At 42.7% G+C, this 25,557-nt stretch carries 21 protein-coding genes and 1 riboswitch; of the genes, 3 read left to right on the top strand and 18 right to left on the bottom strand.

The window, feature by feature from the left end; genetic code table 11:
- Nucleotides 1-166 precede the first annotated feature (166 nt).
- The 9 genes from ACYTXU_RS04580 to ACYTXU_RS04540 all read right to left on the bottom strand — a co-directional run bounded on the left by ACYTXU_RS04580 (nt 167) and on the right by ACYTXU_RS04540 (nt 8,346).
- Nucleotides 167-1,003, bottom strand: coding sequence for a phosphotransferase (locus tag ACYTXU_RS04580; RefSeq protein ID WP_462208703.1), 837 nt, complete (start codon nt 1,001-1,003; stop codon nt 167-169).
- Nucleotides 981-1,592, bottom strand: coding sequence for a nicotinamide riboside transporter PnuC (pnuC, locus tag ACYTXU_RS04575; protein ID WP_462208702.1), 612 nt, complete (start codon nt 1,590-1,592; stop codon nt 981-983). The genes ACYTXU_RS04580 and pnuC overlap by 23 nt, the downstream gene beginning before the upstream one ends.
- Before the next feature lie 27 nt (nt 1,593-1,619).
- Nucleotides 1,620-1,871, bottom strand: a complete 252-nt coding sequence (locus ACYTXU_RS04570; RefSeq protein WP_462208700.1) for a thiamine-binding protein — start codon at nt 1,869-1,871, stop codon at nt 1,620-1,622.
- A 19-nt stretch (nt 1,872-1,890) separates the two neighbouring features.
- Nucleotides 1,891-4,098 (bottom strand): TonB-dependent receptor, encoded by a 2,208-nt coding sequence (locus ACYTXU_RS04565; RefSeq protein WP_462208698.1) that lies wholly within the window; start codon nt 4,096-4,098, stop codon nt 1,891-1,893.
- 150 nt (nt 4,099-4,248) lie between these two features.
- Nucleotides 4,249-4,381, bottom strand: a riboswitch (TPP riboswitch).
- A 952-nt stretch (nt 4,382-5,333) separates the two neighbouring features.
- On the bottom strand, nt 5,334-5,756 hold the full coding sequence (locus ACYTXU_RS04560; RefSeq protein WP_462208696.1) for a YkvA family protein: 423 nt from the start codon (nt 5,754-5,756) through the stop codon (nt 5,334-5,336).
- A gap of 109 nt (nt 5,757-5,865) precedes the next feature.
- Nucleotides 5,866-6,432 (bottom strand): hypothetical protein, encoded by a 567-nt coding sequence (locus ACYTXU_RS04555; RefSeq protein ID WP_462208694.1) that lies wholly within the window; start codon nt 6,430-6,432, stop codon nt 5,866-5,868.
- Nucleotides 6,433-6,498: 66 nt separating this feature from the next.
- Nucleotides 6,499-7,047 carry a hypothetical protein gene (locus tag ACYTXU_RS04550; protein ID WP_462208693.1) on the bottom strand — a complete coding sequence of 183 codons (549 nt, stop codon included), beginning with the start codon at nt 7,045-7,047 and terminating at the stop codon, nt 6,499-6,501.
- A 77-nt stretch (nt 7,048-7,124) separates the two neighbouring features.
- Nucleotides 7,125-7,961: a DUF5677 domain-containing protein gene (locus ACYTXU_RS04545; protein ID WP_462208692.1), complete on the bottom strand. Its 837-nt coding sequence runs from the start codon at nt 7,959-7,961 to the stop codon at nt 7,125-7,127.
- Between the two features lie 91 nt (nt 7,962-8,052).
- On the bottom strand, nt 8,053-8,346 hold the full coding sequence (locus ACYTXU_RS04540) for a HigA family addiction module antitoxin (protein ID WP_462208691.1): 294 nt from the start codon (nt 8,344-8,346) through the stop codon (nt 8,053-8,055).
- Between the two features lie 288 nt (nt 8,347-8,634).
- On the opposite strand from ACYTXU_RS04540, the gene ansA reads away from it, so the two are divergent.
- Complete coding sequence (gene ansA / locus ACYTXU_RS04535) at nt 8,635-9,654, top strand: asparaginase (protein ID WP_462208689.1); 1,020 nt, start codon at nt 8,635-8,637, stop codon at nt 9,652-9,654.
- 341 nt (nt 9,655-9,995) lie between these two features.
- Here the strand turns inward: ansA and ACYTXU_RS04530 are convergent, their stop codons facing one another.
- From ACYTXU_RS04530 to ACYTXU_RS04520, 3 genes are all read right to left on the bottom strand, one after another.
- Complete coding sequence (locus ACYTXU_RS04530; RefSeq protein ID WP_462208688.1) at nt 9,996-11,255, bottom strand: bifunctional lysine ketoglutarate reductase /saccharopine dehydrogenase family protein; 1,260 nt, start codon at nt 11,253-11,255, stop codon at nt 9,996-9,998.
- A gap of 53 nt (nt 11,256-11,308) precedes the next feature.
- Nucleotides 11,309-11,626: a YeaC family protein gene (locus ACYTXU_RS04525; protein ID WP_462208686.1), complete on the bottom strand. Its 318-nt coding sequence runs from the start codon at nt 11,624-11,626 to the stop codon at nt 11,309-11,311.
- A 101-nt stretch (nt 11,627-11,727) separates the two neighbouring features.
- On the bottom strand, nt 11,728-12,528 hold the full coding sequence (locus ACYTXU_RS04520; RefSeq protein ID WP_462208685.1) for an ion transporter: 801 nt from the start codon (nt 12,526-12,528) through the stop codon (nt 11,728-11,730).
- Between the two features lie 274 nt (nt 12,529-12,802).
- Here ACYTXU_RS04520 and ACYTXU_RS04515 point away from each other — a divergent pair, with 274 nt between their 5' ends.
- On the top strand, nt 12,803-14,017 hold the full coding sequence (locus ACYTXU_RS04515) for an HD-GYP domain-containing protein (protein WP_462208683.1): 1,215 nt from the start codon (nt 12,803-12,805) through the stop codon (nt 14,015-14,017).
- A 201-nt stretch (nt 14,018-14,218) separates the two neighbouring features.
- Complete coding sequence (locus tag ACYTXU_RS04510; RefSeq protein ID WP_462208681.1) at nt 14,219-16,090, top strand: cation:proton antiporter; 1,872 nt, start codon at nt 14,219-14,221, stop codon at nt 16,088-16,090.
- 114 nt (nt 16,091-16,204) lie between these two features.
- Here the strand turns inward: ACYTXU_RS04510 and ACYTXU_RS04505 are convergent, their stop codons facing one another.
- From ACYTXU_RS04505 to ACYTXU_RS04480, 6 genes are all read right to left on the bottom strand, one after another.
- Nucleotides 16,205-18,262 carry a tetratricopeptide repeat-containing diguanylate cyclase gene (locus ACYTXU_RS04505; protein ID WP_462208680.1) on the bottom strand — a complete coding sequence of 686 codons (2,058 nt, stop codon included), beginning with the start codon at nt 18,260-18,262 and terminating at the stop codon, nt 16,205-16,207.
- A gap of 198 nt (nt 18,263-18,460) precedes the next feature.
- Nucleotides 18,461-18,790, bottom strand: a complete 330-nt coding sequence (locus ACYTXU_RS04500) for a glutaredoxin family protein (protein WP_462208679.1) — start codon at nt 18,788-18,790, stop codon at nt 18,461-18,463.
- A 43-nt stretch (nt 18,791-18,833) separates the two neighbouring features.
- Nucleotides 18,834-19,742, bottom strand: coding sequence for a transglutaminase-like domain-containing protein (locus tag ACYTXU_RS04495; RefSeq protein WP_462208677.1), 909 nt, complete (start codon nt 19,740-19,742; stop codon nt 18,834-18,836).
- On the bottom strand, nt 19,733-20,587 hold the full coding sequence (locus ACYTXU_RS04490; RefSeq protein ID WP_462208675.1) for a rhodanese-like domain-containing protein: 855 nt from the start codon (nt 20,585-20,587) through the stop codon (nt 19,733-19,735). Before ACYTXU_RS04490 ends, ACYTXU_RS04495 begins: the two co-directional genes overlap by 10 nt.
- Before the next feature lie 5 nt (nt 20,588-20,592).
- Entirely contained in the window at nt 20,593-24,660 is a 4,068-nt protein-coding gene (locus ACYTXU_RS04485) for an Ig-like domain-containing protein (RefSeq protein WP_462208674.1), read from the bottom strand.
- A 333-nt stretch (nt 24,661-24,993) separates the two neighbouring features.
- Nucleotides 24,994-25,557 carry an ankyrin repeat domain-containing protein gene (locus tag ACYTXU_RS04480; protein WP_462208672.1) on the bottom strand — a complete coding sequence of 188 codons (564 nt, stop codon included), beginning with the start codon at nt 25,555-25,557 and terminating at the stop codon, nt 24,994-24,996.

Raw genomic sequence — 25,557 nt, 5'->3', positions numbered from 1 at the left:
CCCAACATTGTTTTATGCAACACACTACGACAAAAGGTTGTGAATAAATTGGCAATTATTTTAAATTAAATTAAAAAATGGTTTTGAACCTCAACATTTAAATTTGTTGGGATTCGCTTTGCTGATCCTGCCCTAAGGGTACATCACCAACCTACGAAGCAGCAGTCTACTCATTCCCCAAATACCACAGCTCACCAATAATCTGATACAACCGCTTCATCGCTTCCAGTTTTTGCGGCTCCACAAACTGACTGGATTGCCTTTGATATTCGCAAACCAAAAATGATTCTTGCAGATCGGTCAGATGAAAATTACAACTTATCCCCGCCAGCTCAAACAAAGGGTCACTAATCGCAGCGTATTCCCAGTCCACTAAAAATAGCTGATGCCCCGTCAGTAAGTTGCCGGGGGAAATGTCATTATGACAACTATGAGTGGCGCAAAACTGTTCGGCGTGCTCAACGGCCTCTTCATAAAGGTCTCGACAATGAGCTACTTTATCAAGCTGATTAGCACTGGCTATCTCATAGTAACGCTGAAGGTGCTGTTGAATATCGAGCTTTGGCAACGACAGCGACGATTCATGTAGCTCGGCTAACAATCGACATAGCTCAACAGTAAGTTCTGGATTAACAAAATGCTGACTCACCGTCGGGCTGGCATAAAGCCAAATCGAAACGCGGATCTCTTCGCTGTCCAATAAGCATTTCGGTAACCATTTTGATAAAGCCGGGTTCTCACTGACTAGGCGCGTCTGCGAACGGTAATGGCCCCCAGGTAACTGACCCACTTTGGCTTGATCCGCCAACTGCACAAAATAATCCTGATGAGCAAGACTAAGTTTGAAGTTGGCATTGGTTTCACCCTGGCGAAGCAATTGCCAATTAGCCTGGTTAGCACACTGGCCATAGGTAGCAGGCTGTAATTCAGTTAACAGCTCTACCAACTGTTGCCAGCTATGCGCAGAATAGCGCCACCAATCAGGCTGTTGTTTGTTGTTCATAATGCTTTTTCCACTCCAGCCAACCAATAATCGCCATCACCGTATAACCTGCGAAAAGAATCGACGTAATCAGCAAGCCTTTTTCCCAATACAAAAACACTGATACAAAATCAATCACAACCCAATACAACCAGTTCTCAAGAACTTTCTGCGCCAATAAATACGTAGTAAAAACCGCAAACCAGGTGGTAAAGGAATCGACGTAAGCAAAATCCTGCGTCGTGTAGTTATCCAGCAAATAGCCGCTGATAGCAACAATCACCAACAAACCTACAATCCACATCAGATGCGTCTTGATTGACCAGCGACTGATCGGTTTATCATTGCCCTTTCTTCCCGTAAACCGCCACAGATAGAAGCCGTAAACCGCCATCAGTAAATAATAAACATTCAGCAGCGACTCCATGAACAAATTGACATCATAAAACAACACGGTGTAAATCGCCGTGCTGAAAAATGCGGCAACCCAGCACCAGATGTTCTCTTTAATCGCCAATAAGACATAAGCGATAGCCAAGGCCACAGCCAGCCACTCCCAGATCGAAGTGGCAGCCACCTGCTGGCCGAAAGTTTCAAAAAAGTCGCTCATCAGCTTCCTTATTTATTTTTTTCTTCTTTAACCGGGCTTAACGTCGCTATTCAAAAACTTGGCCACAAACACCTGCTTGCCATAAGTCTTAAACGAGTATTCGACCGTTTCGTTAACCACAGCCATGACGGATTCGAAGTCACCAAATATTTGCGTGCTCATGGTATTAACGATGGCCTCTACCCGCTTGTCACCCATCAGACGTTCAACAATATCCTGAATGATTGGCAGGAACTGATCGTCCAACGGATACAAACTTAATTCGACTGAAATATTCATCACATCATCCCCTCAATTATTAAAAACTGTAGGCGGCTCGAACGCCAACTATTCTTGGTGTGCCATATTGGAAGTAAGGCTCGGTTTCGTAGAACTTACGCGGGTCATTACCGAAGCTACCAAAGCCACGATTGACAATGGTCTCGTCGGTCAGATTACGACCATAAAACTCAACCAACCAATTGACATCTTCATAGGTCAACGCCACATGCCACAACTGATAATCATCGGCCTTAACCTGATGACGGTCCGACAAATAAAACTCGTCTTTGAATTCAGTTTGTAGGTTCAGACTCCAGTAGTCGCTCAAATAAAAATCAGCGCCAGCCACCCACTGTAACTCAGGCGAATGCGCCAGTTCGCGTCCGCTCAGGTCATAAGGCACTGGTGGGTTGGCAGTTAGGTCAGCCAACACATGCGTAAAGCTCTGCAAATTTTCGAACTCAGTTTTTAATATGCCTACCGAACCATAAAAATGCGCCCAATCCAGCGAACGCCAATTCCACTCAACTTCTGCACCATAGCTTTTTGCGCCACCGGCATTGATGTTGTAATCAGTGAAATTACAGGGGCACTCGCCACCTTCCTGCAAAGTACGCCCATCAGCCTGCGACGTCACGTAAGATTGCTTAGACTGAATATCATCACGGTTTTGATAGAACACAGACGCCTGCAAAGTTACACCGGCATCGGGCCATAAGCCTTTAACGCCCAGCTCATGATTCAGCATATATTCCGAATCATATTCACGTTGCGATTCCGGCAACTCCTGCGCGGTATTAAAGCCTCCTGCTTTGTAACCACGCGACAACAAGGCATACAGCATCGTCTGTTCGCTGGCCTGATACTCAAGCGATACTTTACCACCCCAGAAATTCTCTGAGCGGTCATCGGCAAACGGCTGGTTATCACTGTAATCAGCCGATTGACGCTCGAATCGTGCACCAGTTGCCAAGGTCCAGTCATTATTCAGCGGAATATCCAGCTGACCATAAAGCGCCGCGTTGTTCGTGTCATATCGGTTCCTGAAGTCCACAGGATTGAAAGTATATTGGCGCAACAGATCCACTGACTGGTCACGGAAATAAGCGCCGACAACCCACTGATTCGAAACAGATTGATTAGATACAGAATCAGACGAGTCCTGCCCACCAATCAATTTAACGTCCAGGCTCAGATTACGGTTATCTCTCAAGAAGCGATCAAAAGACGAATACCACCAGTCAAAACCCCAGTCATCGCTATCGCACGGCGTGCCGTCACAAATCCCGGTGTGGCTCCAATCTTCATCGTAAGCATAATCCAGTTCGCTGTCGGCAAAAGACAAGGTGCTTTGCAGCTTGGCGGAATCCCAGGCCCATTCAGCGATAAAGGAAGCACCAATAGTTTCCTGGCGATCATGACCCGGCTCGTCGGAATACGTCTGGCGGGTATTATCCAGGCTAAAGGCATCGTAGCCATTGTCCACATCCACCAGAATCAGATTCGAGGTTAAAGAGAAGCTATCATCTGGCTGATAGACTAGACGCGCCTTCATACTCGACTCGTCAAAATTCTGGGTATCATCACGACCAAGGAAAATATTGTCGGTAAAGCCATCGCTACGGTATTGCCCCACCGCGAAACGATAGCCCCAGCCATCTGATAACTGATCGCTGCTGATCAAAGAAGCGCTACGACCATTATAAGACTCAAAGGAACCTGAAGCTTTCAATAAATCAGCTTCGGGTGCGGCAGATACCATATTGACCAAACCCGCCAAAGCATTCGCGCCATAGAGTGTGCCCTGCGGGCCACGAAGGATCTCAACCTGCTGCGTATCCAGCATCAAGGCACCGCCAGCAATACCCGTCATATCGATGCCATCAACAATGACACCGACCGAATAATTCACCGGCTCAACGAATTCACTGCGCTCTCCGACGCCACGGATCTGAATAAAACGACCACGCGACGCACCCGTCGCGAAATTCACATTAGGCGCTAAATTAAAAACATCAGAAACATGGTGAGCATTGTTCTTACGCGCCGTCTCGCTACCAATCACAGTCACACTCGACGGCAGGGTCAAAGGACTCTCAGTCAGATGTTCAGCGGTAACAACCAGGGTTTCCAGATCTTTATCCAAGAGCTCATCATCCGACTGCTCATCAGCAACTGCACCAAACGACATCGCCAGCAAACTGGTCAAAACAAGAGGTTTATAAGAACGAATAGCGTGTATCAAAAGACAACTCCACATAGCACAATATTTTAGGGGGTATGCAGAGTAACAACAGAAAAGACAGAAAATTGCAGTTAAGCTAAGCTGACTCAATCCCTGTCAATGAATGGCTTAAAACTGAGAAAGAGAAAAGCCAGATTCCAAAAAACAACACATTTTCTGAACTCCCTGTCCCTACGCCGGCATAACCCGGATCAGGTTCTAAGGGTCTGGCGCTCAAACAGTCGCAAAACAGCAAACCGCATTGAGCCTCATCTCAGGCTAAAAGCCACCCCTCGGGAATGTTCACTATTATACACGCCTAAAAATAAACAGCGAATGGAAAGATTGGAGGATAATTACAGGACTTAAAGGTGAGTCATTTGACCCACAAGGATGTGGGAAATGCAGTGGCAATTATTGGAGAATTGCCTGCCTGAACTAGATTCAGGCAACCGAAGGGAATCCCTTTAGGGAATCTGCTCTAAGATCTTATAGGTTGGGTTAGCCAAGCGTAACCCAACTCTCTTTGCAGGTTTGTGCATATCCAAAAAATTATAGATATATGTAAAACCAAGGAGAATGAAATCAGCCATCTAATAAACATATACCTGTTTCCTCTCTAAGAATTTTCAGATAATCAAAATACTTTTTCCAAAATCTTCCGTGTATTTGGAACAATTTTATTTGTCTTTCAGAATTCAAGACCAAGTATGAAGTAAAACTATGATTAGGAGAAATATGCTCTCTATTCCTATAATTTCCTCCGTAAGAGTAGTCATTTCTTACTGATTTAATTCCAATCACCTCCCCCATTTTTAAATAAATTGTCTTTGATCGAATTAACTGCCTTATAATAATTATGCTATCGGATTTAAGATCGAAATGAATAGTCTTGTAATTAAAGGTGAAAAAAACTGTTAGAGCTATAATCAGGACTGGATAGAATGCTATTCCAGCATTCTTGCTATCAAATACAGGAATCCAAAACTGGTACAAGATATAGGCTAACCATATAAGGGATAGAAAAACCAACGAAAAGCCTATTATCCTACCTTTCAAACTAGGCTTGTTGCTAATGGTGATAACATCATTTTTGTTAGAAAAGTTATAAGTCATATCTTTCAGCTCATATTAAAGTTATAAACAGTCTCACATAAAAATCCTATTGCCTGTAGGGTGCGTCGTGACGCACCGCTCTTGGAGCTGTCGGTTGGTTCATTGGTGCGTATCGACGCAGATCCTGCCCTAGGAGTACCCTACATTTCCTGCTTTTCCTTCCAGACCTTGTAAACTTCAAGGTCTTTACGTACTCCTCGAAGACATAAAGCAATGATCGCTGCGTCATCTATGTATCCGATGCCCGGAATGAAATCTGGAATAGCGTCTATTGGCGAAACAAAATATAGAATTGCCGCAGCGATGACAGCAATAGTACCAAATGGAATCTCCCTATATTCACCGGATGAATAATCCTTAATAACGCCTATGAGCAGCTTGATATCAGACCAAAGTGATTTTAAAGATTTAGGGACAGCCTTGGCTAAGACGTTAACTTTCTCCTCACCAGACTTGGCAGCTGACTGAACGTCATCTTCTTCAATATAACTGACGCTTTCTTGAAAGCGAGCTTCAGCCTCTTTAACACGACGCTCTTGTTCTTCTTTAGTAAGTTTCGACATGCTTTGCTCCTTGTTGATCTAGTGGCTACTTCCCCTTCATTATAGGTTGGGTTAGCGAAGCGTAACCCAACGCTTTTCGCAAGTTTGTGCATGTCCAAGGCTTTGTTATCTAACCATCAGCAAAATGCTCTAAAACATCGTTAATAGGTATGCAGGCATCATAATCACCTTTGTGAAAATCTTTTTCTGGACACGCTCGGAAGTCAGTATGAGGATAAAAACCGAAACTACTAACACAATTTAACCTTTTGTCGTATGACACAGGAGTCATTAAAAAGCTAATTTGAGTATCATTAGTAAACACCTGTGGAGCTCTTTGAAGTATGAAATATCTCTCCTTCTGATTCTCTTGCTCCCAGAAGACTCTTTGGCCACCAGGCATACCGGCATAGATATTATTTCCGAAATAATCACCGTCTACGCTGTACACATTTGAAAGCCTTACCTTGTATAAAAAGGCATGATGAAGAATCTGGTTATTTTGACAAGAGTCACCATAGCTAACAGTATCATTATTGACAGGCTGACCATGAGTACAATAATCACGATACCAACTTGTATCCTCTGAAGACTTCGGCACTGCTCTAACAATTAAAGGGCCGCTCTCAGGAATAGAACTACAGGAAGTTATTGTGAACAGAACCATAGAGATTATTATTACTTTATTGAGATTCATTGTAACCCTTTTGATAGGTATCGTAGGGTGCGTCGTGACGCACCGCTCTTGGAGCTATCGGTTGGTTTATCGGTGCGTCTCGACGCACCCTACATTTGCTAAATAACCACAACGTCCTTTCAGCCAATAACTTTTGTATATGTCTCCAGCATAACGTGCCTCAATTGCAACTATGCCGTACACAGGAGAATATAAAACCGTAGATATTGGTATATCAGTTCCTTCTTCATATGAGGTTATATTATAAATAGCTCGACTCTCACCAAAAATAGAAACTTCTGATTGATAACGTGAACGGTTAGGAATTATTCTACCTTGATAAATAGGAGTGACCTCGTATCTATAACCATCGGCAACCCAGATATTTTCTGTTCCAAAATCATTCGTGACGAACTCAGGAATCATGCCTTCTATGTTCTTTGGGATTCTAATTTTTAGCAACGGATCTTCAACACAATAATACTTATCATCATCGCAAAAAGATTGCCCAAGACTCAAACATGTATGGCCCGAACAAAGCACCATCTCAGGAGTACCGGGGTTCTCAAACCATAGGGGTACGCCGTCAATAGAGATGTAAATTGGATTAAAACCTTTACTATCACTTTTATCCATCGTGCTGCAGGATGCAATGAAAAGTATAGAAAACAGAATGATTCTTAACATTTCTTATTTACTCTGACTCTATTAATTTATTGGATGCTATTAAACAAGTCATCAACTATTTGAGAATTGGCTTCATCATTTTCTCTACTTTTTATAAGAGCATCATCAGAGGATACTACTTTACCTACGTAACATCCTAAACTACAAAGCAAACTATTAATTAAATATAAATTGGTATTCAGAATCTTTCTGTAATACTTCTCCTGCTGGAGATAGTCGCCAGGATGGACACCATCAAAAATTCCGTACAAATGCAAATTTCCATAAAATGTATTATGAACAGTTTCAGAAGCATCTTCATGAATAGATAAGACTGCAAGCATGAGTCTCCGAATATCTATAATATTATTTTCGTGTATCTTCTCTAACTTTTTAACCAATGTTTGATTTGTCCATCTAGTAATAGGCTTTCCTGATTTTTTGCTAGTAAATTTTTCTAAAGCGAGCTTGAGCCAGTCATTGTCATCAATCCCTTCTAAAGTTTGATTTTTAATCTCAAAAGTATGCTCACCAACAGTTATCTTTCTTCCAGCTTTCACTCTGTAACTTTTTTGTACACCATAATCTATGTAGTTCTTGAATTCTGACTCTTCGCTTGACTGAATGTAATAATAGTCAATTATGTTTTCAAGTAAGCTTCTTGCAATTATTTGAACTTCATGGTCAGAACTAGCAGCAGTTAATATATGTATTGCCCTACACTTGGAAACAATTGTGTAAATCAAATTTCTTCCAAGATCAAACTTAAGATCACCTGTAGTGACATTGTTTACTTTTGATAAGCACTTAGCTTGAGACTCGAATATTGCAAGCAATTCTTCAAGAGTTTTCTTATCATGTAAGTCTTTTACATTTTTTTTCACATATTTTCCTAACGAACTCTAATGTTACAAAAGTTTCGACACGCATAAATTTAATACTAAAGTCCAACTCTAATTCGAAAAGCTCCCTCTGTCACGCAGCACTCAAATCAAGTTTATGCAACTTGCCAAGTTTCAGCGTTCTTTTAGCTTGCCATAGATCATAGTTGTCTTGCATGGCTAACCAGCTTTCCGGTGTGCGACCAAGAACTTTGGCAAGCCGTAGTGCCATTTCGGGGCTGATGCCACTTTTAGCTTTTAGGATACGGTTTAATGTAGAAGGAGCAACATCAAGGTGCTTGGCCAGCGCTCGGCAACTGACACCAAAGGGCTCCATATAAGTTGCGAGGATAAACTCGCCGGGATGTGGTGGGTTATGCATATTCATTAGTGATAATTCTTCTTGTCTATTATGCCGGTATTTCCTAATGCTCTAAGTCAGTAGTAAAACTAATATTGATTGATTGATTGATTGATTGATCGAGTGTAGCGCATCGCGCAACACTGTCAAGCCGCAGGCTAACTGCTAATGCCACGGCTATAAAAATGCACGACTTCTTTCTCCCCCCAATAAAAGTTATACTTCTGCCAACTTGTTGATTTTAGATACCTCACTTGGGTATGACGAAAAGTATAGACTCCCATTTTCATGGGAATGACAAAGATTGAGTAGCCGATGAAGAAGAAAAAAGTTTATATCGCTTATACCGGCGGTACGATTGGGATGAAGCCGAGTGATAAGGGTTTTGTGCCGCAGGAGGGTTTTCTGGAGAATACTCTGGCGAGCTTTCATGAGTTTAAGCATCCGGATATGCCGGAGATTACGATTCGTGATTACGCGGAGCCGATTGATTCGGCGAATATGACGCCGGAGGATTGGTATCTGATTGCGCAGGATATTCAGGATAATTACGACGCTTACGATGGTTTTGTGGTGTTGCATGGTACCGATACCATGGCGTACACGGCGTCGGCTTTGTCGTTTATGCTCGAAGGTTTGCAGAAGCCGGTGATTCTGACCGGGTCGCAGATTCCATTGACGCAGCTGCGCACCGATGCGCGCGATAACCTCATCAATGCGGTGTTTCTGGCGGCCAACCACCCTATTCCTGAAGTCTGTCTGTTTTTCCATGATCATTTGCATCGCGGCAATCGTTGCACCAAAACCGATGCTGATGGCTTCGCGGCATTTTCATCGCCGAATATGCCGCCACTGGCCAGTATCGGCAGCACCATTAAAGTGCGTGAGCATTTAGTCTTTAAACAGAATAAGCCTGAATTAAATGTGCAAAAGTTCAGCTCGCCTAAGATTGCCATTCTGACTCTATTCCCCGGTATTTCAGCGGATCTGGTTAAAGGCTTTTTAAGCCAGCCACTCGATGGCGTTGTGTTGCAGTCTTATGGCGCCGGTAATGCACCGATTAAGAATAAGGCGCTGATGGATGCGATTCGCGAAGCCTGCGACAACGGCCAGGTCATCGTTAACTGTACTCAGTGTCTGAAAGGCAGCGTTAATATGGCGACCTATGAAACCGGCAAAGTATTGATGGATGCGGGTGTTATTTCCGGGTACGACATGACCACCGAAGCGGCACTGGCGAAGTTGTATTATTTGTTTAGCCGCGGCATGGATAGGCAAAGTATTCGCGAGAAGATGATGACCAATTTACGGGGTGAATTGACGGTACCGGAGTGATTGGTTTGTCGTAGGGACAACTCATGAGTTGTCCCTACAAAGGCAAATATTTAGGTAGGGGCAGACCTGTGTGTCTGCCCTTTTTTATGTGGTGCATAGATAACAATAATTGAAAGTCACTGGATACCGCGGTCAAGCCACGGTATGACAGGGCTTTGGGATTGGCGCTAATCCTGATGGTGATTTCGTTACTTTGGTAGGGGCAGACCTGTGTGTCTGCCCTTTTTTATATGTTGTATGAGGTCATTGGGCGCACACATAGGTGCGCCCCTACCAACAAATATTTACTCCATACATTAAGGGCGGGCACATTGGCCCGCCCCTACCCAAACTTTTACGGATTAGGACAAATACTCTTTCAGGTATTCGTAGTTTGGTGTTAATTGACCTTTGTAGACGATGACGGCGTCGGCGAGGTCTTTTGGCAGACCGCATTCTGCGAATGGTTTGCTTAGGTCCATACGCATGATTTGCGGTGCGTAGGTGGTTAATGCTTTGGAGAAGTCGTTGGAGGCGTCAATCGGTAGCTCGCATGGCAGGTTGTCGATTGACATGACGGTGACGCCGTTCCAGCTGATGCCGTCGATGCTTTCTGCTGTGTCGACATTGTAGGTGAAGGCTGGGTTGTCGCTGTCGGAGGCTTTGGTTGTGCATTCGAGGCTGCCGTTGATGTCGCAGCTGATGTCGCCGATGACTAGTGGCAGTTTGTCTTTGTTTTGCTGCATGCGTTCTTTAGTCAGGTGTTTCGGGTACATCTCTTCCCAGTATGGGGTTTGCAGCAGGATGTTGAATTTGCCGAGCACTTGATCGAAGCTGCTTTCGTATAGCTCACTGCCTTTTGCGACGAATTCTTTCATGCTGAACTCACCACCGTCTTTGCGGCGGTTGATGTGACGACTGCTTAATACGGCATAAAAGCTACCTTCTGGTAAGTTACCGGCCAGGAAGTCTTTGGCGCTGACTTTCGGCAGTCCTAACCATTCGCAGACTTCGATTGAGCCTTTGCCGACTTTACCGGTGCCGACGACTAGCGCGCGGATCGGTTCGCCTTGTGACAAATCAAATTGCTCAAGCGATTGCTTGAGGTTTTCAACCGTGCCGTAGGCATGGGTCATTTTCAGTTCTGATAATGGCGTGGCTAATTCTTTTTGCGCTAGCTTTTCGCCAAGCACAGCAAAACTATCAACTGCGCCAGCGATACCGGCATAACGACCGAAGGCGATGGTTCTTTGGCCGGTTGCAGGATCGACAATCGGTTCATAATCTAACAGCGTTGCTTCTTCATCAAGGAATTTCTGCAGCAAAGGCATGTTATATTCCTGGCCTTTGATGGTGTGCGAAAAGGCTAAGTGCACCTGGCCGTGTTTGATTGAGTCAACGGGTGGTTCTTTAATGCCTAATACGAATTCTGCTTGGTCTGGAGAGGAAGGATAAATGGCGCCAGCGGCTTGGTATTCTTGGTCTGAAAAAATGCGGATATTGCAGGGTTCTAATTCTATGGCGAAGCCTTGTTCGGTTAATGTCTTAACGGCTTCTGGTGTTAACGGGGCTCGTTTTTCCCACTTATTCTTATGTTCTTTTCGAATAATCGTTTTAAGCATAACTACCCTATTTTGCTGTAATTTTAAGAGATAAAAGCTGACTGGAATGATTGTTATTCGTCAGAATTGTCGATTGTTTTGGAATCAATTAAATGGCCTTGTTGACGGAGTCTATCGTTTGAAGACTGACCTTCGAAGTCGTTGCGCATCTTCTTGCCGGTCTGGATTTCACCCGTTGTTGAAATGGTGAAAGGCTCATCACTGGCGTTATGGCGTGCGTTATACAACATAATCGCCTGCATGCAGTTCTCACGTTGCGCTTCTGATAAAGCGCTGCCATCAGGCCACTTGCCCGTCTCAACCGCTTCTGTAAAGCGCTCAATAATGTCAGGCGTTAGCGAGTCTACGAGTTGGCGATAGTCTGTTGACACAATAGAAGTCTCCGCGACCAAATGTTGTCCGAAACAAAATTGGGCGCAATTATCCTCGATTTTGTTATGAGTTGCCAGTATCAAAAAGTATCAGAGCTAACCTATTGTTTTTCATGCATTTCCTTTTCGATTTCTTGCAGTTGCTTACGAATAAGAACGATATTGTTCAAAATATGAGCTTCCGTATTTTGGCTACGCTCCAGGGCTTTCTTTTGCTCTTTGACCTCATCCAGATTATTCAATACCAGAGCAATAAACAGGTTAATGATAATAAAGGTGCCCATCACGATAAAGCTGACGTAAAACAGCCAGGCCCAGCTGTGGTACTCCAGATCGATATACATAATCTGTGTCCAGCTTTCCAAGGTCACGATTCGGAACAGGGTCAGCATTGAGGTGCCCAGATCGCCCCAATATTGAGGGTTATTCTCGTGGAATAAATTAAAGCCTGCCACAGCATAGATATAAAACAGCACCAACATCAGTATGACGACATGGAACATGGATGGAACCGTTTTAATCAAGGTGGTTACGATAAGGCGCAGTTCCGGCAGAACTGAAATCAGACGGGCAACACGCAACAGGCGTAGTAAACGACCAATCACCGCAAACTGACCAGTCATAGGAATCAAGGCAACGACAACAATCGTAAAATCAAAGACATTCCAGCCATCTTTAAAGTACTTTTTCACATCGGGCGCACAGGCAAAGAGCTTTAGAATAACTTCAATCACAAAGATGCCCAGGATGATCGCATGAGCAGTTTCAACCCAGCCCAATTGGGCCTGCGAGAGATTTCGACTGGTTTCGATACCGATCAAAACACCGCTTAACACAATGACTGAAATAATGATCCGCTCAAACCATTTATGCTGGACCAGTGCGCTAACCCTGTCTTTCATGCTTAATGTCTTTTAGATAGATTTTTGTGCAGTGGAAATTACCAGTATTGGTCAGCCGAATCAACGAATAAAGTGTACCCAGATATTACTTATACACCCATCAGGCAGCAGAAAAGCTATCAGAAAAGAAATCCTGATACAGGATAGCTATCAGCTCTAAAATCGTCAGCATTTTATACAAAATTTATAGACCTTTTGTATAAATGTGATAGAGTTAACCAATTATGAGCCTTTTGGTTCTCGTTTGGGGTAAGACTCGCATCACAGGGCACTTATGTCACTTAAGGTAAAAATTCCGGCTGACTCATTACAGCTAGGCATGTATGTCGTAGAACTCGACCGGCCTTGGCTTGATGTGCCTTTGATGTTCCAAAAGTTCATGATTAAGCGCGAACTTGAACTCAAAACCCTCAAAGAATACTGCAAATACGTTTATATCGAAGTCGATGAGCAGTTCTGGTCGTTACAGAAAGACAAGCTCAAGGCAAAAGCTAAAACCGCCCCGCTTCCCGAAAACACCCCATTACACCATGAGCTAAAGCGTGCCCAGGGTACTTATGAAGCTGCGCGCGAAGAAGCAATGAATTTATTTGAATTGGCCAAAATGGGTATGAAGATTGATATCGAACATACTCGTCGCGTGATTCAAAATTGTATGATCAGCATTATGTCGAATGCGAATGCCCTCTTCTGGTTAACTCGTATTAAAGATAAAAGCGAGTTTAACGCCGAACATAGCGTCAGAGTTTCCATTCTTGCCATGGCACTTGGCAAATATCTTAAGCTTGATGAGGAGCAATTGGAGTTGTTGGGCTTATGCGGCATGCTGCATGACCTGGGCAAAACTCAAATCCCCGAAGATATCGTCGATAAGCATGGTTTGTTGACGGACATTGAAATGCGTGTGATGCAAAAGCACACCATTCTCGGCTATGAATTGGTCAATGCTGATCCATCGATAAACAGAACCATCAAGGATGTGATTAAAAATCACCATGCCCATATCGATGGCACTGGCTACCCTAGTATACCGCCCGAGCAAATCAGCCTGTATTGCCGTATTGTCAGTATTGTTGATGCTTATGACACTATCACCAGCGACACTTGCTACAGTCGTAGCCGTTCTGCCCGTGATGCACTAAAAGAGTTATTCAATCAGCGCAACAAGCAGTTCGATGGTGAGCTGGTCGAAGCCTTTATTCGTATGCTCGGTATTTATCCTCCAGGCACTCTGGTTGAAATGAGCAACGGTGAAGTCGGCATTGTGATTTCAACGCATCCAGAGAAAAAGCTGAAGCCGAAAGTTGAGTTGGTGCGAGACAGCGAAGGCAAACTGCGCAAATCTCTGATTATCGACTTGAGTAAATTACCCTCTGACAAATCAGGCATGCGCTACTCAATCAAGCGTCCATTAGCCGATGGTGCCATGGGTTTTGATATGAGAAGTTATATCCAGCAAACGCATCATATTAACGCTGAAAACCATTAATACGAATGACACTAAAGCATCAGTGTTCGTGAGCTAGCCCCCTCTTCTCCACAAAACTCTTCTCCACAAAACTTTGACACTACCTTCCCTAAACTACCCGTTTACCAAAACTGAAGGCTAAGCGGTTGATTTATCAGTCTAAGCACAAGACAATGAGCTTTCATAACAATAAGGCTGATAACGGAACACAACGGGAATTTTATGACACTAGATTTAGCATTAACTTTGTCCGCGGTATTGGCCATCGGGATCGGCGCGCAATGGTTAGCATGGTATTTAAAGCAGCCCTCGATTCTATTCCTGTTGTTGATCGGCATTATCATAGGCCCCGTGCTTGGCTGGTTTAACCCGGACCAGGCCTTAGGCGATTTATTGTTCCCCTTCATCTCACTTGGTGTTGCGGTCATTCTTTTTGAAGGTTCTTTAACGCTGGAATTCCACGAGGTTAAAAGTCATGGCCGCGTGGTGCAAATGCTCGTATCAGTCGGCGTCCTGATTACTATCGCCATCGCAGGTCTGGCGGCCTACTACCTGTTCGATATGCATCCGTTAATTGCCTTGCTGTTTGGTGCTCTGGTGTGCGTTACCGGACCAACGGTTATTACGCCGATTCTGCGTAATTTAAGAGCTAACCGAAGCATCAGCAATGTCCTTCGCTGGGAAGGCATCATCATCGACCCAATCGGCGCAATCGCTGTGGTTCTAGTCTATAACTACATTATCTCAGGCGGCTCTGGTGAAGGTGCATTATTACTTTTCGGTAAGATTCTGCTGATCGGCTCGGTAATAGGTTTTGTCAGTGCCGCTATTCTAGCATTGTTGATGAAAAAGCACTGGATCCCTGAGTATTTGAATAATGTGTTCACACTCGCATTCGTACTACTTGTTTTCTCAATTTCTAATTACATTGAGCATGAATCAGGTTTATTAACTGTTACCGTTCTTGGTGTAGCGCTTGCTAACTGGCCGAAATTCCCCAAAGACGACATTCTCGACTTTAAAGAGTCTCTCTCAATACTTCTGATCTCGGTGCTCTTTATTGTGCTGGCTGCCAGGCTGGATTTAGCAAGTGTCCAGAAGATCGGCTACAACGGTTTAATCCTGCTCGCGATTATCATGTTAGTTGCGCGTCCAGTTAGTGTGTGGGCTTCGAGTATCGGCTCGAAACTCAAGACCAATGAAAAGCTCATGATAAGTTGGATTGGCCCGCGTGGTATTGTTGCTGCGGCTATCTCATCCTTGTTCGCCATCCGTCTCGAAGACTCCGGACTGGCTGGCGTTGAATACCTTGTGCCGCTAGTTTTCATAGTAATCATTGGTACCGTCGTCATACAAAGTTTAAGTGCAGCCTCCATAGGCAATTTGCTGGATGTACGAGAGCCTTCCAATAATGGCGTACTGATCATTGGCAGTAACCCAGTGGCACTTACCGTGGCCAAAGCTCTTAAAGATCATGATATCGATGTATTAATGGCACATAATAACTACACCAACATCTCTAAAGCGCGCATGGAAGGTATTCACGTTTACTTCGGCAACCCCATTTCGGAACATGCGGATAGAAGCCTTGACCTGATTGGATATGGTCATGTATTCGCCATGAGCATGGATCAAGAACTGAATAGTTTAAGTGAACTCAACTTCAGACACACATTCGGAAAACAAAACATCTATCGCTTACGTGCAAGCAAAGACGTCAGCAAAAATGATCGTCAGGATAAAGATGAGTATTGGCAATCACCCTGGTTATTTGGTGAATCTGTTACTTATGGACAGCTCGCCAGCATGATCGCAAAGAATGCTAAAATCAAAATCACCAGCATCACTGAAAGTTACAGTTACGAGCAATATCAAAACGATAACCAAAACTTCGTTGCTTTGTTTATGATTGACAAAAATGACACGATGAAAGTTTTCTCATCCGAAACTGAAGGGAAAAACATTAAGGAAGGAACTCAAATAATCTCTTTAGTGATGGATACAGAGGACCCCAAAGGTGAGCGCCCTGTTCCTGCTGGCGCACAAAAAGAACAGTTCCAAAAACTGGCACAGAAAGAAAAAGGTGTCAGTTAGATTAATAAGTTAGGGCTAGGAATAAACAATAAGAATAAGCAAAGAATACAAAAAGTGTTAGCCGCAAAGATTAACACCGCGCGTTAACACTCTTTAGTGGTTACAACTTACTTATTAAGACTTTGAGATTGAAGTGCTGAAAGTAAGCAAGCCTTGTTTTAGAGACTCTTCAAAACCAAGCTCAAGAACAGTATTTCTACTTTTATAGTTTGAAATCTTTTCGATACACACCCAACAGTCACGTTGCTTTTCCTTGCCATAATAAAGTGCCAAATCGGCAAGTTGAACCAGCTTGTTCCACGAAATCTCTTTCTTAGTATTTTCTGTACATGGATACACAACTGCCCCAACAGTACAGGTTAAATCAATAAATTGGTTTTCACTTACCTGATATGGCTCTTGTTTTACTGCTTGGTTAATTCGCTCTGCCAATAAATGCAAGCCATCTCTATTATCCAGGCGAGCAACTAGCAAAAACTCCTCACCGCCCCAGCGCACAAAAAGATCCGTATCACGAATGGTTTTATTTATTCGTTTCGTAAATTCAATTAACGCCTGATCTCCTGCTTCATGCCCATATGAATCATTAACATTCTTAAAGTGATCAATATCCAGCAAATAAATACCCAAGACGTGGTCATTCTGGTTGGCCTGTGAACGCTTGATATAGCTCATTTCACGACCGATATTCTGTTCCAGAAAGCGACGATTCTTTAACCCAGTCAGAACATCCATAACACTCAACTGTTCGAACTGTTCAGCCATACGTCTTTTTTGATTGAGTCGAATGATGGTAATCAGCACAAGCAACAGCAAGACTAATGAAGCAGCGATCATAAACCGCACCTGACCTTCTTTTTTCTCTTGCTCGGCAGTTTTTAGTGCTATCTCTTTTTCCAGCAATTCATTTCTGAGTCTTGATTCTTGTTGTACGCGATGAAGCTCCGCAGTAGAAGCAACTGATGTCGAGCTCTGTTTTAACTGACTTTCCAATTTTTCTTCGAACAACTTATAAAACTGCTCCATACCCGCATACTTTATCGCCGCATCATCTAAGTCTGATATGCGTTTATAAACGTCAATTTTAACCTCTAGCGGTACATTATCATGTAAAGGCAGACAGACATCCATATCAGCCTCTTGACCCAGTTTAAATTTAACCAGCTCCCTATAACAATATAGATAGGAAAACTCTGTATTATTAACAACGGGTTCGTCGTACGAGCGAGCTAAATACTGCTCTGCTTGCTGAGTACGCCCGAGTTCAACCGCAGACAGGGCTGAGAAAAGTATTGATGATAGTCTTAGATGGAGGATTTCAGTATCGCTGTTGTTTACAATCTCAAACCATTGCAAAGCTTTTTCATACTCAAAGGTATGCAGAGCATAAGCTATCCCAATATTAAACTGAGGAATTATCATTGCTGCGCGCGACGTTTCAGCAAATTCAGGATCTTCTTCTGCTCGTTTCTTTATTCTCTCAATTGACTGCTTGTGTAACTCAATACCTTTTCGAATATACTCTTTATCCCCATGAATAATATACAAGCTGGCGGTATTGACCATCGCATCATTAAGCGCAAAAAACTCAAGACTCTCGCCCATTGATAAAGCTTCTTCGTAACTTTTAAAAGCTGCCGCAATATCACCCTTTCCTGACTGGTACCAGCCCATAGAAGTTAAAACCTGTGCCGCCATAGTCTTATCGTCAGCTTCGATAGCAGACTGGTAGAGATTAAAGAATCTTTCGATTCGCTTCTCGTAACTTACATCGCTTGCCTGGATACAGGCAAAACGGTAGCGAAGATCGAATGATAAAGGAGGAGTTGTTTGGCAAATGTTTTGAGCTTCGGAGTTCCTATAATTAAAAAAATGCTCAAAAGCCAAAGCTCTTTGGAAGTTATAATTTTGGGCAGGAGTGGTGGCTTGTTTAACTTGAGAGTTTAACCAATCAAGCCGCCCCTCGGGCGACATCTGCTCAAAAAATTCGGGGAAAGGTTCCAACTGTTGCAGTTCTTCAAGAGTAATCTCTTTTCCAGCCTGATCTAGCTCTTGACCTTGGTCTTGGTCTTCAGCAGACAGTGCATTATTTGAAAGCCCGCCAAACAGAAACATGCCCAAGATTATTGGCAGCAACATCGCTCGAATAGTGCTTTTTTTTAACTGCATCATTGTTATCAATCCGCTATGCCCTTCTTCGATTGTAACAATCTCTGACAGTTTGTCTATTCTTGATATATCTGAAGAATATTCCTTGGTAATAATGGCTTCAGGAATTAGTAAAAGAGTTGGTAATCGGATGTGGGATGGGCCTTGACGCACCAGAGGTCTATCAGGATGTAACGCTTGGATTTCATTATATGAAGTGAATTATTGACTTTGTAGAGCTCTTCGCATCTTTTGCTCACTATAGCCCATGATTAACTCCCCTTTGATCACAACAATGGGAATAACGCTTCGAGGTTTAATGGCATTATATTGCTGGCGCCCTACTGCAGATTTTTCTATGTCATACTCAACATAATCAATATTGTTTTTATCAAAGTAGTTTCGCGTCCTATCACAAACACCACACCACTCTGCGGAATAAAAAACCACATCGCTATTGTTGAGCTGATTCACATCAAGTTCTGGCCCCGAGCAATGTTTAAACAGAAGTATCCCGACAACCAGGCTGATGATAATGGCCCATTTATTCATTTAATGCTCCCCAAGCTGCGCCACAAAAAGTCAGCTGATAAGCTTATAATGTGACTTTAAGAGCTTCTTCACTAATGGCTATTTGGTGTGAATTTGATTGATTTTCATTGGTCAGAGGTATTACTTTAACCGCCAGATAATCCTGATAATTTCTCATAAACCGTTCTTTCTGTGGGTCAATAATGTACCAACGCCCATCTAGCCAAACTTCAGTCCAATTATGGTAATCCATTGATTTCACGACACTATTTTCAGCATATACGTAACCGCCCATGACTCTTGCGGGTATATTCGAAGCTCTTGCCAGCGCTGCCATCAAGTAGGAATACTCAGTACAATCACCCTTCTTATGCTCTAGTGCATACAATGCGCCCATATCTTCTTTGACGTAACCAGAATATTCGAGGTTGTCTTTAATCCAGTTATATTGAGATTTAAGAGTCTCAATTTTGTCAGCTTTGCTCAATCTCTGCGCTAAACCAATCACATCCGCATGATCGGACTCAATACGATAGGATGGCTCAAGGTAAATATCGGCCAGTTCATCGGTAAATGCTTGCGGCTTAACGGCAAAGTTAAGTTGCGCTTTAACGTCTATGTAAGTTGTCGCGTAGGGAGCAATGTTATCAAGTGTAAATACCAAGTTGGTATTCCCCCATTCATCCGTCTCTTTTTTATAGGGCAAACTGGCCTGGAGCTCTACTAACTTTTGATTGGCCAGTAGCGAGGATGGCGCAGCAACTTTAAATCTTGTGGATTGCAATGTCTTTGAAGACTCATTAACCAGTTTATAGCGCCACTTAAAGTGCTTCGTCACTGGATAGGAGTCTTCTTTCACGAAAGGGACTGTTTCACTATTCTTATAAACGAAAAAAAGTACCACCGCTATAACAATGAGTATTGCAGCAGTGATAAGAATTTTAGACTGCCCCACTTTGTTAGCTACTGACATTCTTCTCTGGCCTTTTTATTGCGTTTTTGAAATGCGATCAGACTTTCTTTCTTATATTGCTCAATAGCAGGTATGGTTTGGTCTAACACAAAATAATTATCAAGCGTTATGAGATTGAGTTTTTTATTCAATTCCTCCATCATGTCCGCATCATTACTGGCAAAAAGAACACGCTTTAAGGAGCTGCTATTTTGCTGCAATAGATTGCTTAAATTAAGAGTAAATGACTCATTCAGAGGTAAGTGAATGACTTTGCCATTAATGTCTTCCTTAAAGCTTGGCTCGCTTCCGACATCCACCACTAGCCAGGAGCCTAGCCTCGATTCAGCGAGGAAGTTTTTTACTGATATTGTCGGTGTTGAACGCGCCAGCCCTATCTGACCATCGACATAGCTTGTTTTACGCGCCCACAATTTAACGCCACCATCAAGAATTGATACTTTTTTAAAGCCACTTGCAAGTAACTCATCAACCACCATTTCTAAAGCCGTGTATCGTATACCGTCATTAACTAACAATATATTCTTATTTTTTAAGAATCCTTTTCGCTTTATCAAACCAGAAGTCATATTTAAAGACTTCGGAATACGATACGACTTGTATTCATAGTCAGGTCTGACATCAATAACGACCAGTTTATCTTTCTGGTACTCAACAACAGCTTCATTAAGATCCATATAATAGCTTTGTTTACGCTCTCTAAATTTGGTTGCGCTTAGAGAATGGATGTACTCCTCATCATCAATTGAACAAACTTCTAGTTCAGCTTTGAAGAAATCTGAAGAGAAAGCAGGGCTAATTAATCCCAACAAAATACCACCTATGATGATTGTTCGTAATGCCATAATCCTTAAAACCGCCTAAAGTTATTTCCACGTAATTTTAGCTTATACCAAGCTGGATTAACCCACTCATTATCCGGTTTGCCTGAAAAGCCTAAGAAAAAGATTCCCTTTCCTTTATAAATTTCATCTATACCCGATTGCTGAGTTTTAATAGAACCATTGCCAGCAATTACAGGATTATTGTAACCGTCAATTTTAAATCCTCTCCGTCCTTTGAAACTAGTTAAGTTTGAAAGGTACACGTTATAGGTGTGGAAAGACAAACCAAACACGCTTATGGAGAATGATTCTTCCAGTCCACACATTGCAAACTCATGCGTTACCGAGCCGCTTCTAGAGGTTATGGGCGCATCATCATTAAACACTTGCGCCTTGACGTCTCTGCCTGTAACACCACTGAAGGCTTCATCTTCACTGACAGCTGCGGCGATATTAAGGTCAAAATTAACATGCTCATCAACAAAACAGTTATTTTTAGGAGTTAATATAACTTGCTGAGGGGTATTCCAATTGTCGGCATTGAAAATCAGCTGTTGCGTACTTAGATGCAACCTGTCGGGTGCAGGATTAACAATCGGAACGATAACGTCCGCTTCTGGAGCCTTATCGAGACGCAGGCTTATTGACTCAGTCACAGGATTGACAACTGACTCGTAAAGCTTAACCAGTGGGTCTGATTCAACAATGATATTACCCGGAATAACGGGCTCTGGAATGGCTTCGACAGTCACTGGAGCTTTAACAGTAATGGTCGAGGCTCCGTCTCTAATTTCAGCAAACAAATGATAAACGCCAAACTCTAGCTCACCGATATTCCAGACATAGCGATCTGCTGTACTGTCATTATCTTCTGCAATGCCTTCGGCGATATAAACTGGGCTGGTGCCACTTTCATAGCTTGAAAAATATAAATCAATAACTGCCGAGCTGTCAGGGTCAGAATCTTCCCAGACCAGTTCAATATCAGTATTAGGCGTTGCCTTTACTGCTTTAACAGGCTTAATCCATGTTAAAGTCGGAGGGTCGTCATAGTCATTATCATTAACAAAGAACTGATGCGTCTCTATCCAACCGCTATCAAGCTCTTCATCGTCAATAGCTCTTGCTCTCCAATAATACCAGCGATTATCACTCAAGATTTCGAGCATCACTTCTGGAGCTTCGACTGCATAAATTTGCACTAGGTTGTTTAGGCCTGAATCCAAATAGACTTCAAATTCGTAACGCACCGCATCGCCATCAACATCCGTTGATGCATTAAGTTGCAAGTTTGGAGTTAAAGTATCAACCCATGCTTCATTACCCGGGTTTTTAACGCTAGGCAGGCTTGGCGCATCATTCTCTGTATTGACGAAGAAGCTAGAGCTGACCCAGGCGCTTTCAGCACCATAGGTATCAATAGCTTTTACTCTCCAATAATAGGTCTGATTGTCTCGTAACTCTGAAACTTGCTGAGTTTGACTGGCCTTTTGCAAATCTATCTCAAATGAGTAAGCCTGCAATGCTTCGCTATCAAAAGTATTAACCTTGTCCAGCTCGATCTTATAAGAAACCACATCATTATTAGGGTCAGTAACATTACTAACCTCTAGAGTTGGTGTTGTCGATGTAGTTTCCGAGTCTAACTCTGGGCCAACAATAGTTGGCGCTGGCGGAGCCTGATTACTAATGGTCCAGACAAATGAGAACACATCCGAATAAACAAAGTCATTATGCTCATCGGTTACTTTGACTTGCCAGTAATAGGTTTTCTGATCGATTAGGAACTGATCAAATGTCCAGTTTGTAGTACCGTCGGCCCCCTGATTCTTAACACCAGACTCAGCAATCAAATCGAGCATTTCTGAATCAGAATAGAGTGCAAACTCATAGTACAAAGTATCATTATCGATATCGCTACTGTTAGTCACAGAAACTGTAGATACCGTATCTTCAAGTTCAGCGCCGTTTGCAGGTGAAGAAAGATTTGGCTTAGACGGTAAATCATTCACTGTGTTTACAAAGAAGAAACCATTGACCCACTCACTGTAGGTAAAGCTATCGTAAGCTCTAACACGCCAGTAATAAGTGTTGTTATCCCTTAAAGGCAATCCAGGCTTCCAGGAAGTTAAGCCACTGTAATCTTGTGGTACAGCGTTATAAAACGCCACCTTCTGTGTCATGGCTTCATCAGCATAAACTTCAAACTGATAAACAATGTCATGCGGCCCATCATAAACGCCATTATCGACTGTTAACTCTACCTCCAGACTATCTGTTTCACCATCCAGCTGTGGCGAAATAATAGTTGGCTTGGTAGGCCCATCAGGGATGGTCGGGTTAGTACCATTGTCATGCTCGTCCTGGTTGCTGATACCGTCACCATCAAAGTCACCATAACCGTCATAATCAAGCGTATTGAAATGCTCCATTTCCCAGTCATCATTCAAGCCATCACCGTCAATATCATCATGAGGATTGACGACAATACTGGCCGTTCGAGTAGTAACGTGAGTACCGTCAGTAGCGCTATAAGTGATCGAATAAACACCAGCCTGCCCTATAGATATAGACCAGTTAAAAGTACCTGAGCCATCACCATTATCAACAAAGCTAGCACCGCCCGGCAGACCCGATGCAGATAAAGAAACAGCGTCACCATCAGGATCGGAAGCATCGACCGTAAAGCCAATGCTGGCGCCTTCATGGGTAACACGCTGAGGAATGAACTGAATCACAGGCGCTCTTGGTGGAATAACTCTTTCTTTAAAGTGGAATAAATAGCTATCGGTGCCGTTAGCATCAAACAGGTTGATAAAATATGACCAGTCATGAGTCACACTATCCTGCTTTTTTGACAGCCAGGCGTTCTCTGATTTAATAGACTTGCCATCAGAGCGCGTTACAAAAGCAATATCTTTTTGCCCATTAAAGGGATCAGTCACTTTAGAATAAAACAGGTTCGGAGTAGCAGGCACTGTTAACTTATACTGAGAATATTCGCCGACTTCTTTCACGTAACTAAAGCCAGAGTTTTCTGATTGATCAACGACATTAAAAGTACCACCGTCAGACTCATAGACCATAGGGCCTTCCAAGTCTTCGGCAAGGAAGTCACGAACATTATCGCGACCTGGCAAATCAACCAGCACATCATGAATTAAGAAATGAGTATTAGTAGCTTCGAGTAGCGAGGTTAGCTCGCCGCCTAGTTCGCTGGCATGGGTATAGGTAGCGCCAAACTCGGTAAACTTACCGGAAAGGGTCACCTCCATCTGCCAACGGCCTACTTTAGACTGATTAGACTCAATATCACCAAAGTTCAACAGCAAGCTATTCTCTACTGGCTCGTCCTGAACATAACTGGATAACAGCTCAAAATTAATTAAAAGGCCTTGCTTGTTTTCAACAATCTTAGGTTGAGCGGAATCGATTTTTAATGATTTGGCAGTACCGTTACCATTGTTCTGAACACGCACGCCCAAACTAAATGGTTCCGGAGCCTCGACTTCATCGGTAAAAGGATCATCACCAATAACATCACGCGGCAAGAAATAATCAAGAGTAAGCAACGGCATTGGCTTAACATAGATATTATCCGGCGCAACTTTAATGGTGTCCGCTTCACCGTCTAAGGTGTAATTAAAATCAGCACCGACAAAATACAAAGTACCCTGCTCACGACCGTTCGAAGCACCAGGAGATGGAATAATCAACCAGCGAATAACCGCTTCATCACCAGCTTGAATATAACCAGACCCATTGACATCGAGAATATTATCCATCGACTGCACACGAATGAAAAACTTGGCGTCAGTATTGTTCGGATCAGAGGACGCTAACACATCCTCCTGATTCTCATCCTTAAACCAGACATCAACGTCAATATTATCAATCGACTTATCATCAAGAACATTCGAGATCTTAAGCTCAGCCTCAAAGCCCTGACGCTCAAGAGTCAGCTCCTGCAAGATTTCAATTTTAACCACAGCACAAACCGAATCCTCAGCTTGAACCGAAAACGAAACCATCAATACAAGAGCACTTAAAATACAAATACCGTTTGACCATAACTTTCTTACTATTTTGTGCATATCAATGCGCCTTTTTAATCCTTACTTAATACTGTTTTCTGTTCTATTAAACCATCACTCCTACCTAGGAGATGATCAAAAAAAATATCGCTGAATAAAATTAACTCTGACCCCATTAACTCTTTTACTAATTTTTGTCTTTCTATTTCCCAGTATCATGCTTTGACTTTCACTCTGGCCCCATTAATTATCTTATATATCTCTTTTATTATGAGTAATAATACTCGCCCTGCAAACGCTTCAAGGCCGATAAATTACAACGATTTAAACACATCAAATGAAGTCAGCGCATAAAAGATGACTTTGTCATTAAAATCACCCTAATCTCTACATTTATTCATGATTACTCATTAAACGATGTGCTAGTTTCCTATTAAGTAAACTCGCATATTCTAGTGCGTTGAGTCCTAATTTATTCTTAGTTTTGGGATCTACACCGAGAGCTAGTAACTTATGGACAATTTGCGGTTGATCAAAATAAATAATCGAGTGATGAAGTAAGGTATTCCCGTCATTAGACAAAAGAAAAGGACTGCAATTTTTCGTTATAAAATATTTAAATAAATTATAGTCCCCAAATCTCGCAGCTATCATGAGCGGTGTTATTCCTTCCTCATCTTGTGCATTAATGGAATAGCCACTATTAACTAAGGCATCAAGCAATTCTATGTCCTTAGTTTTTGATGCAAAATGAGCAAGTGTGAAACCATCTTCATCAATCAAGCTACTTGGCAACAATTTTGGCAGATAATAGATAATCGTACCCTTATAGCCTTCTCCTATAAGTCTAATCACATTTTCAAAGCTTAAGCTATGTAGCAAATCAGGCGACTCAATAAAGAGTTGTTCCAATTTTTTAAACTCAGCATTCATTATCAACTTTTGTATTTTATTCAT

The sequence above is a fragment of the Kangiella sp. M94 genome, from assembly GCF_054926195.1.
Note: the sequence above shows the minus strand (reverse complement) of the source record. Positions and strands in the feature narration are given on the sequence as shown.

Excerpts from the sequence above, each read along its gene's own strand:
- ACYTXU_RS04580 (WP_462208703.1), bottom strand. The coding sequence starts at position 1,003 with ATGAACAACAAACAACAGCCTGATTGGTGGCGCTATTCTGCGCATAGC.
- pnuC (WP_462208702.1), bottom strand. The coding sequence starts at position 1,592 with ATGAGCGACTTTTTTGAAACTTTCGGCCAGCAGGTGGCTGCCACTTCG.
- ACYTXU_RS04570 (WP_462208700.1), bottom strand. The coding sequence starts at position 1,871 with ATGAATATTTCAGTCGAATTAAGTTTGTATCCGTTGGACGATCAGTTC.
- ACYTXU_RS04560 (WP_462208696.1), bottom strand. The coding sequence starts at position 5,756 with ATGTCGAAACTTACTAAAGAAGAACAAGAGCGTCGTGTTAAAGAGGCT.
- ACYTXU_RS04555 (WP_462208694.1), bottom strand. The coding sequence starts at position 6,432 with ATGAATCTCAATAAAGTAATAATAATCTCTATGGTTCTGTTCACAATA.
- ACYTXU_RS04550 (WP_462208693.1), bottom strand. The coding sequence starts at position 7,047 with ATGGATAAAAGTGATAGTAAAGGTTTTAATCCAATTTACATCTCTATT.
- ACYTXU_RS04540 (WP_462208691.1), bottom strand. The coding sequence starts at position 8,346 with ATGAATATGCATAACCCACCACATCCCGGCGAGTTTATCCTCGCAACT.
- ansA (WP_462208689.1), top strand. The coding sequence starts at position 8,635 with ATGAAGAAGAAAAAAGTTTATATCGCTTATACCGGCGGTACGATTGGG.
- ACYTXU_RS04530 (WP_462208688.1), bottom strand. The coding sequence starts at position 11,255 with ATGCTTAAAACGATTATTCGAAAAGAACATAAGAATAAGTGGGAAAAA.
- ACYTXU_RS04520 (WP_462208685.1), bottom strand. The coding sequence starts at position 12,528 with ATGAAAGACAGGGTTAGCGCACTGGTCCAGCATAAATGGTTTGAGCGG.
- ACYTXU_RS04515 (WP_462208683.1), top strand. The coding sequence starts at position 12,803 with ATGTCACTTAAGGTAAAAATTCCGGCTGACTCATTACAGCTAGGCATG.
- ACYTXU_RS04510 (WP_462208681.1), top strand. The coding sequence starts at position 14,219 with ATGACACTAGATTTAGCATTAACTTTGTCCGCGGTATTGGCCATCGGG.
- ACYTXU_RS04505 (WP_462208680.1), bottom strand. The coding sequence starts at position 18,262 with ATGATGCAGTTAAAAAAAAGCACTATTCGAGCGATGTTGCTGCCAATA.
- ACYTXU_RS04500 (WP_462208679.1), bottom strand. The coding sequence starts at position 18,790 with ATGAATAAATGGGCCATTATCATCAGCCTGGTTGTCGGGATACTTCTG.
- ACYTXU_RS04495 (WP_462208677.1), bottom strand. The coding sequence starts at position 19,742 with ATGTCAGTAGCTAACAAAGTGGGGCAGTCTAAAATTCTTATCACTGCT.
- ACYTXU_RS04490 (WP_462208675.1), bottom strand. The coding sequence starts at position 20,587 with ATGGCATTACGAACAATCATCATAGGTGGTATTTTGTTGGGATTAATT.
- ACYTXU_RS04485 (WP_462208674.1), bottom strand. The coding sequence starts at position 24,660 with ATGCACAAAATAGTAAGAAAGTTATGGTCAAACGGTATTTGTATTTTA.
- ACYTXU_RS04480 (WP_462208672.1), bottom strand. The coding sequence starts at position 25,557 with ATGAATAAAATACAAAAGTTGATAATGAATGCTGAGTTTAAAAAATTG.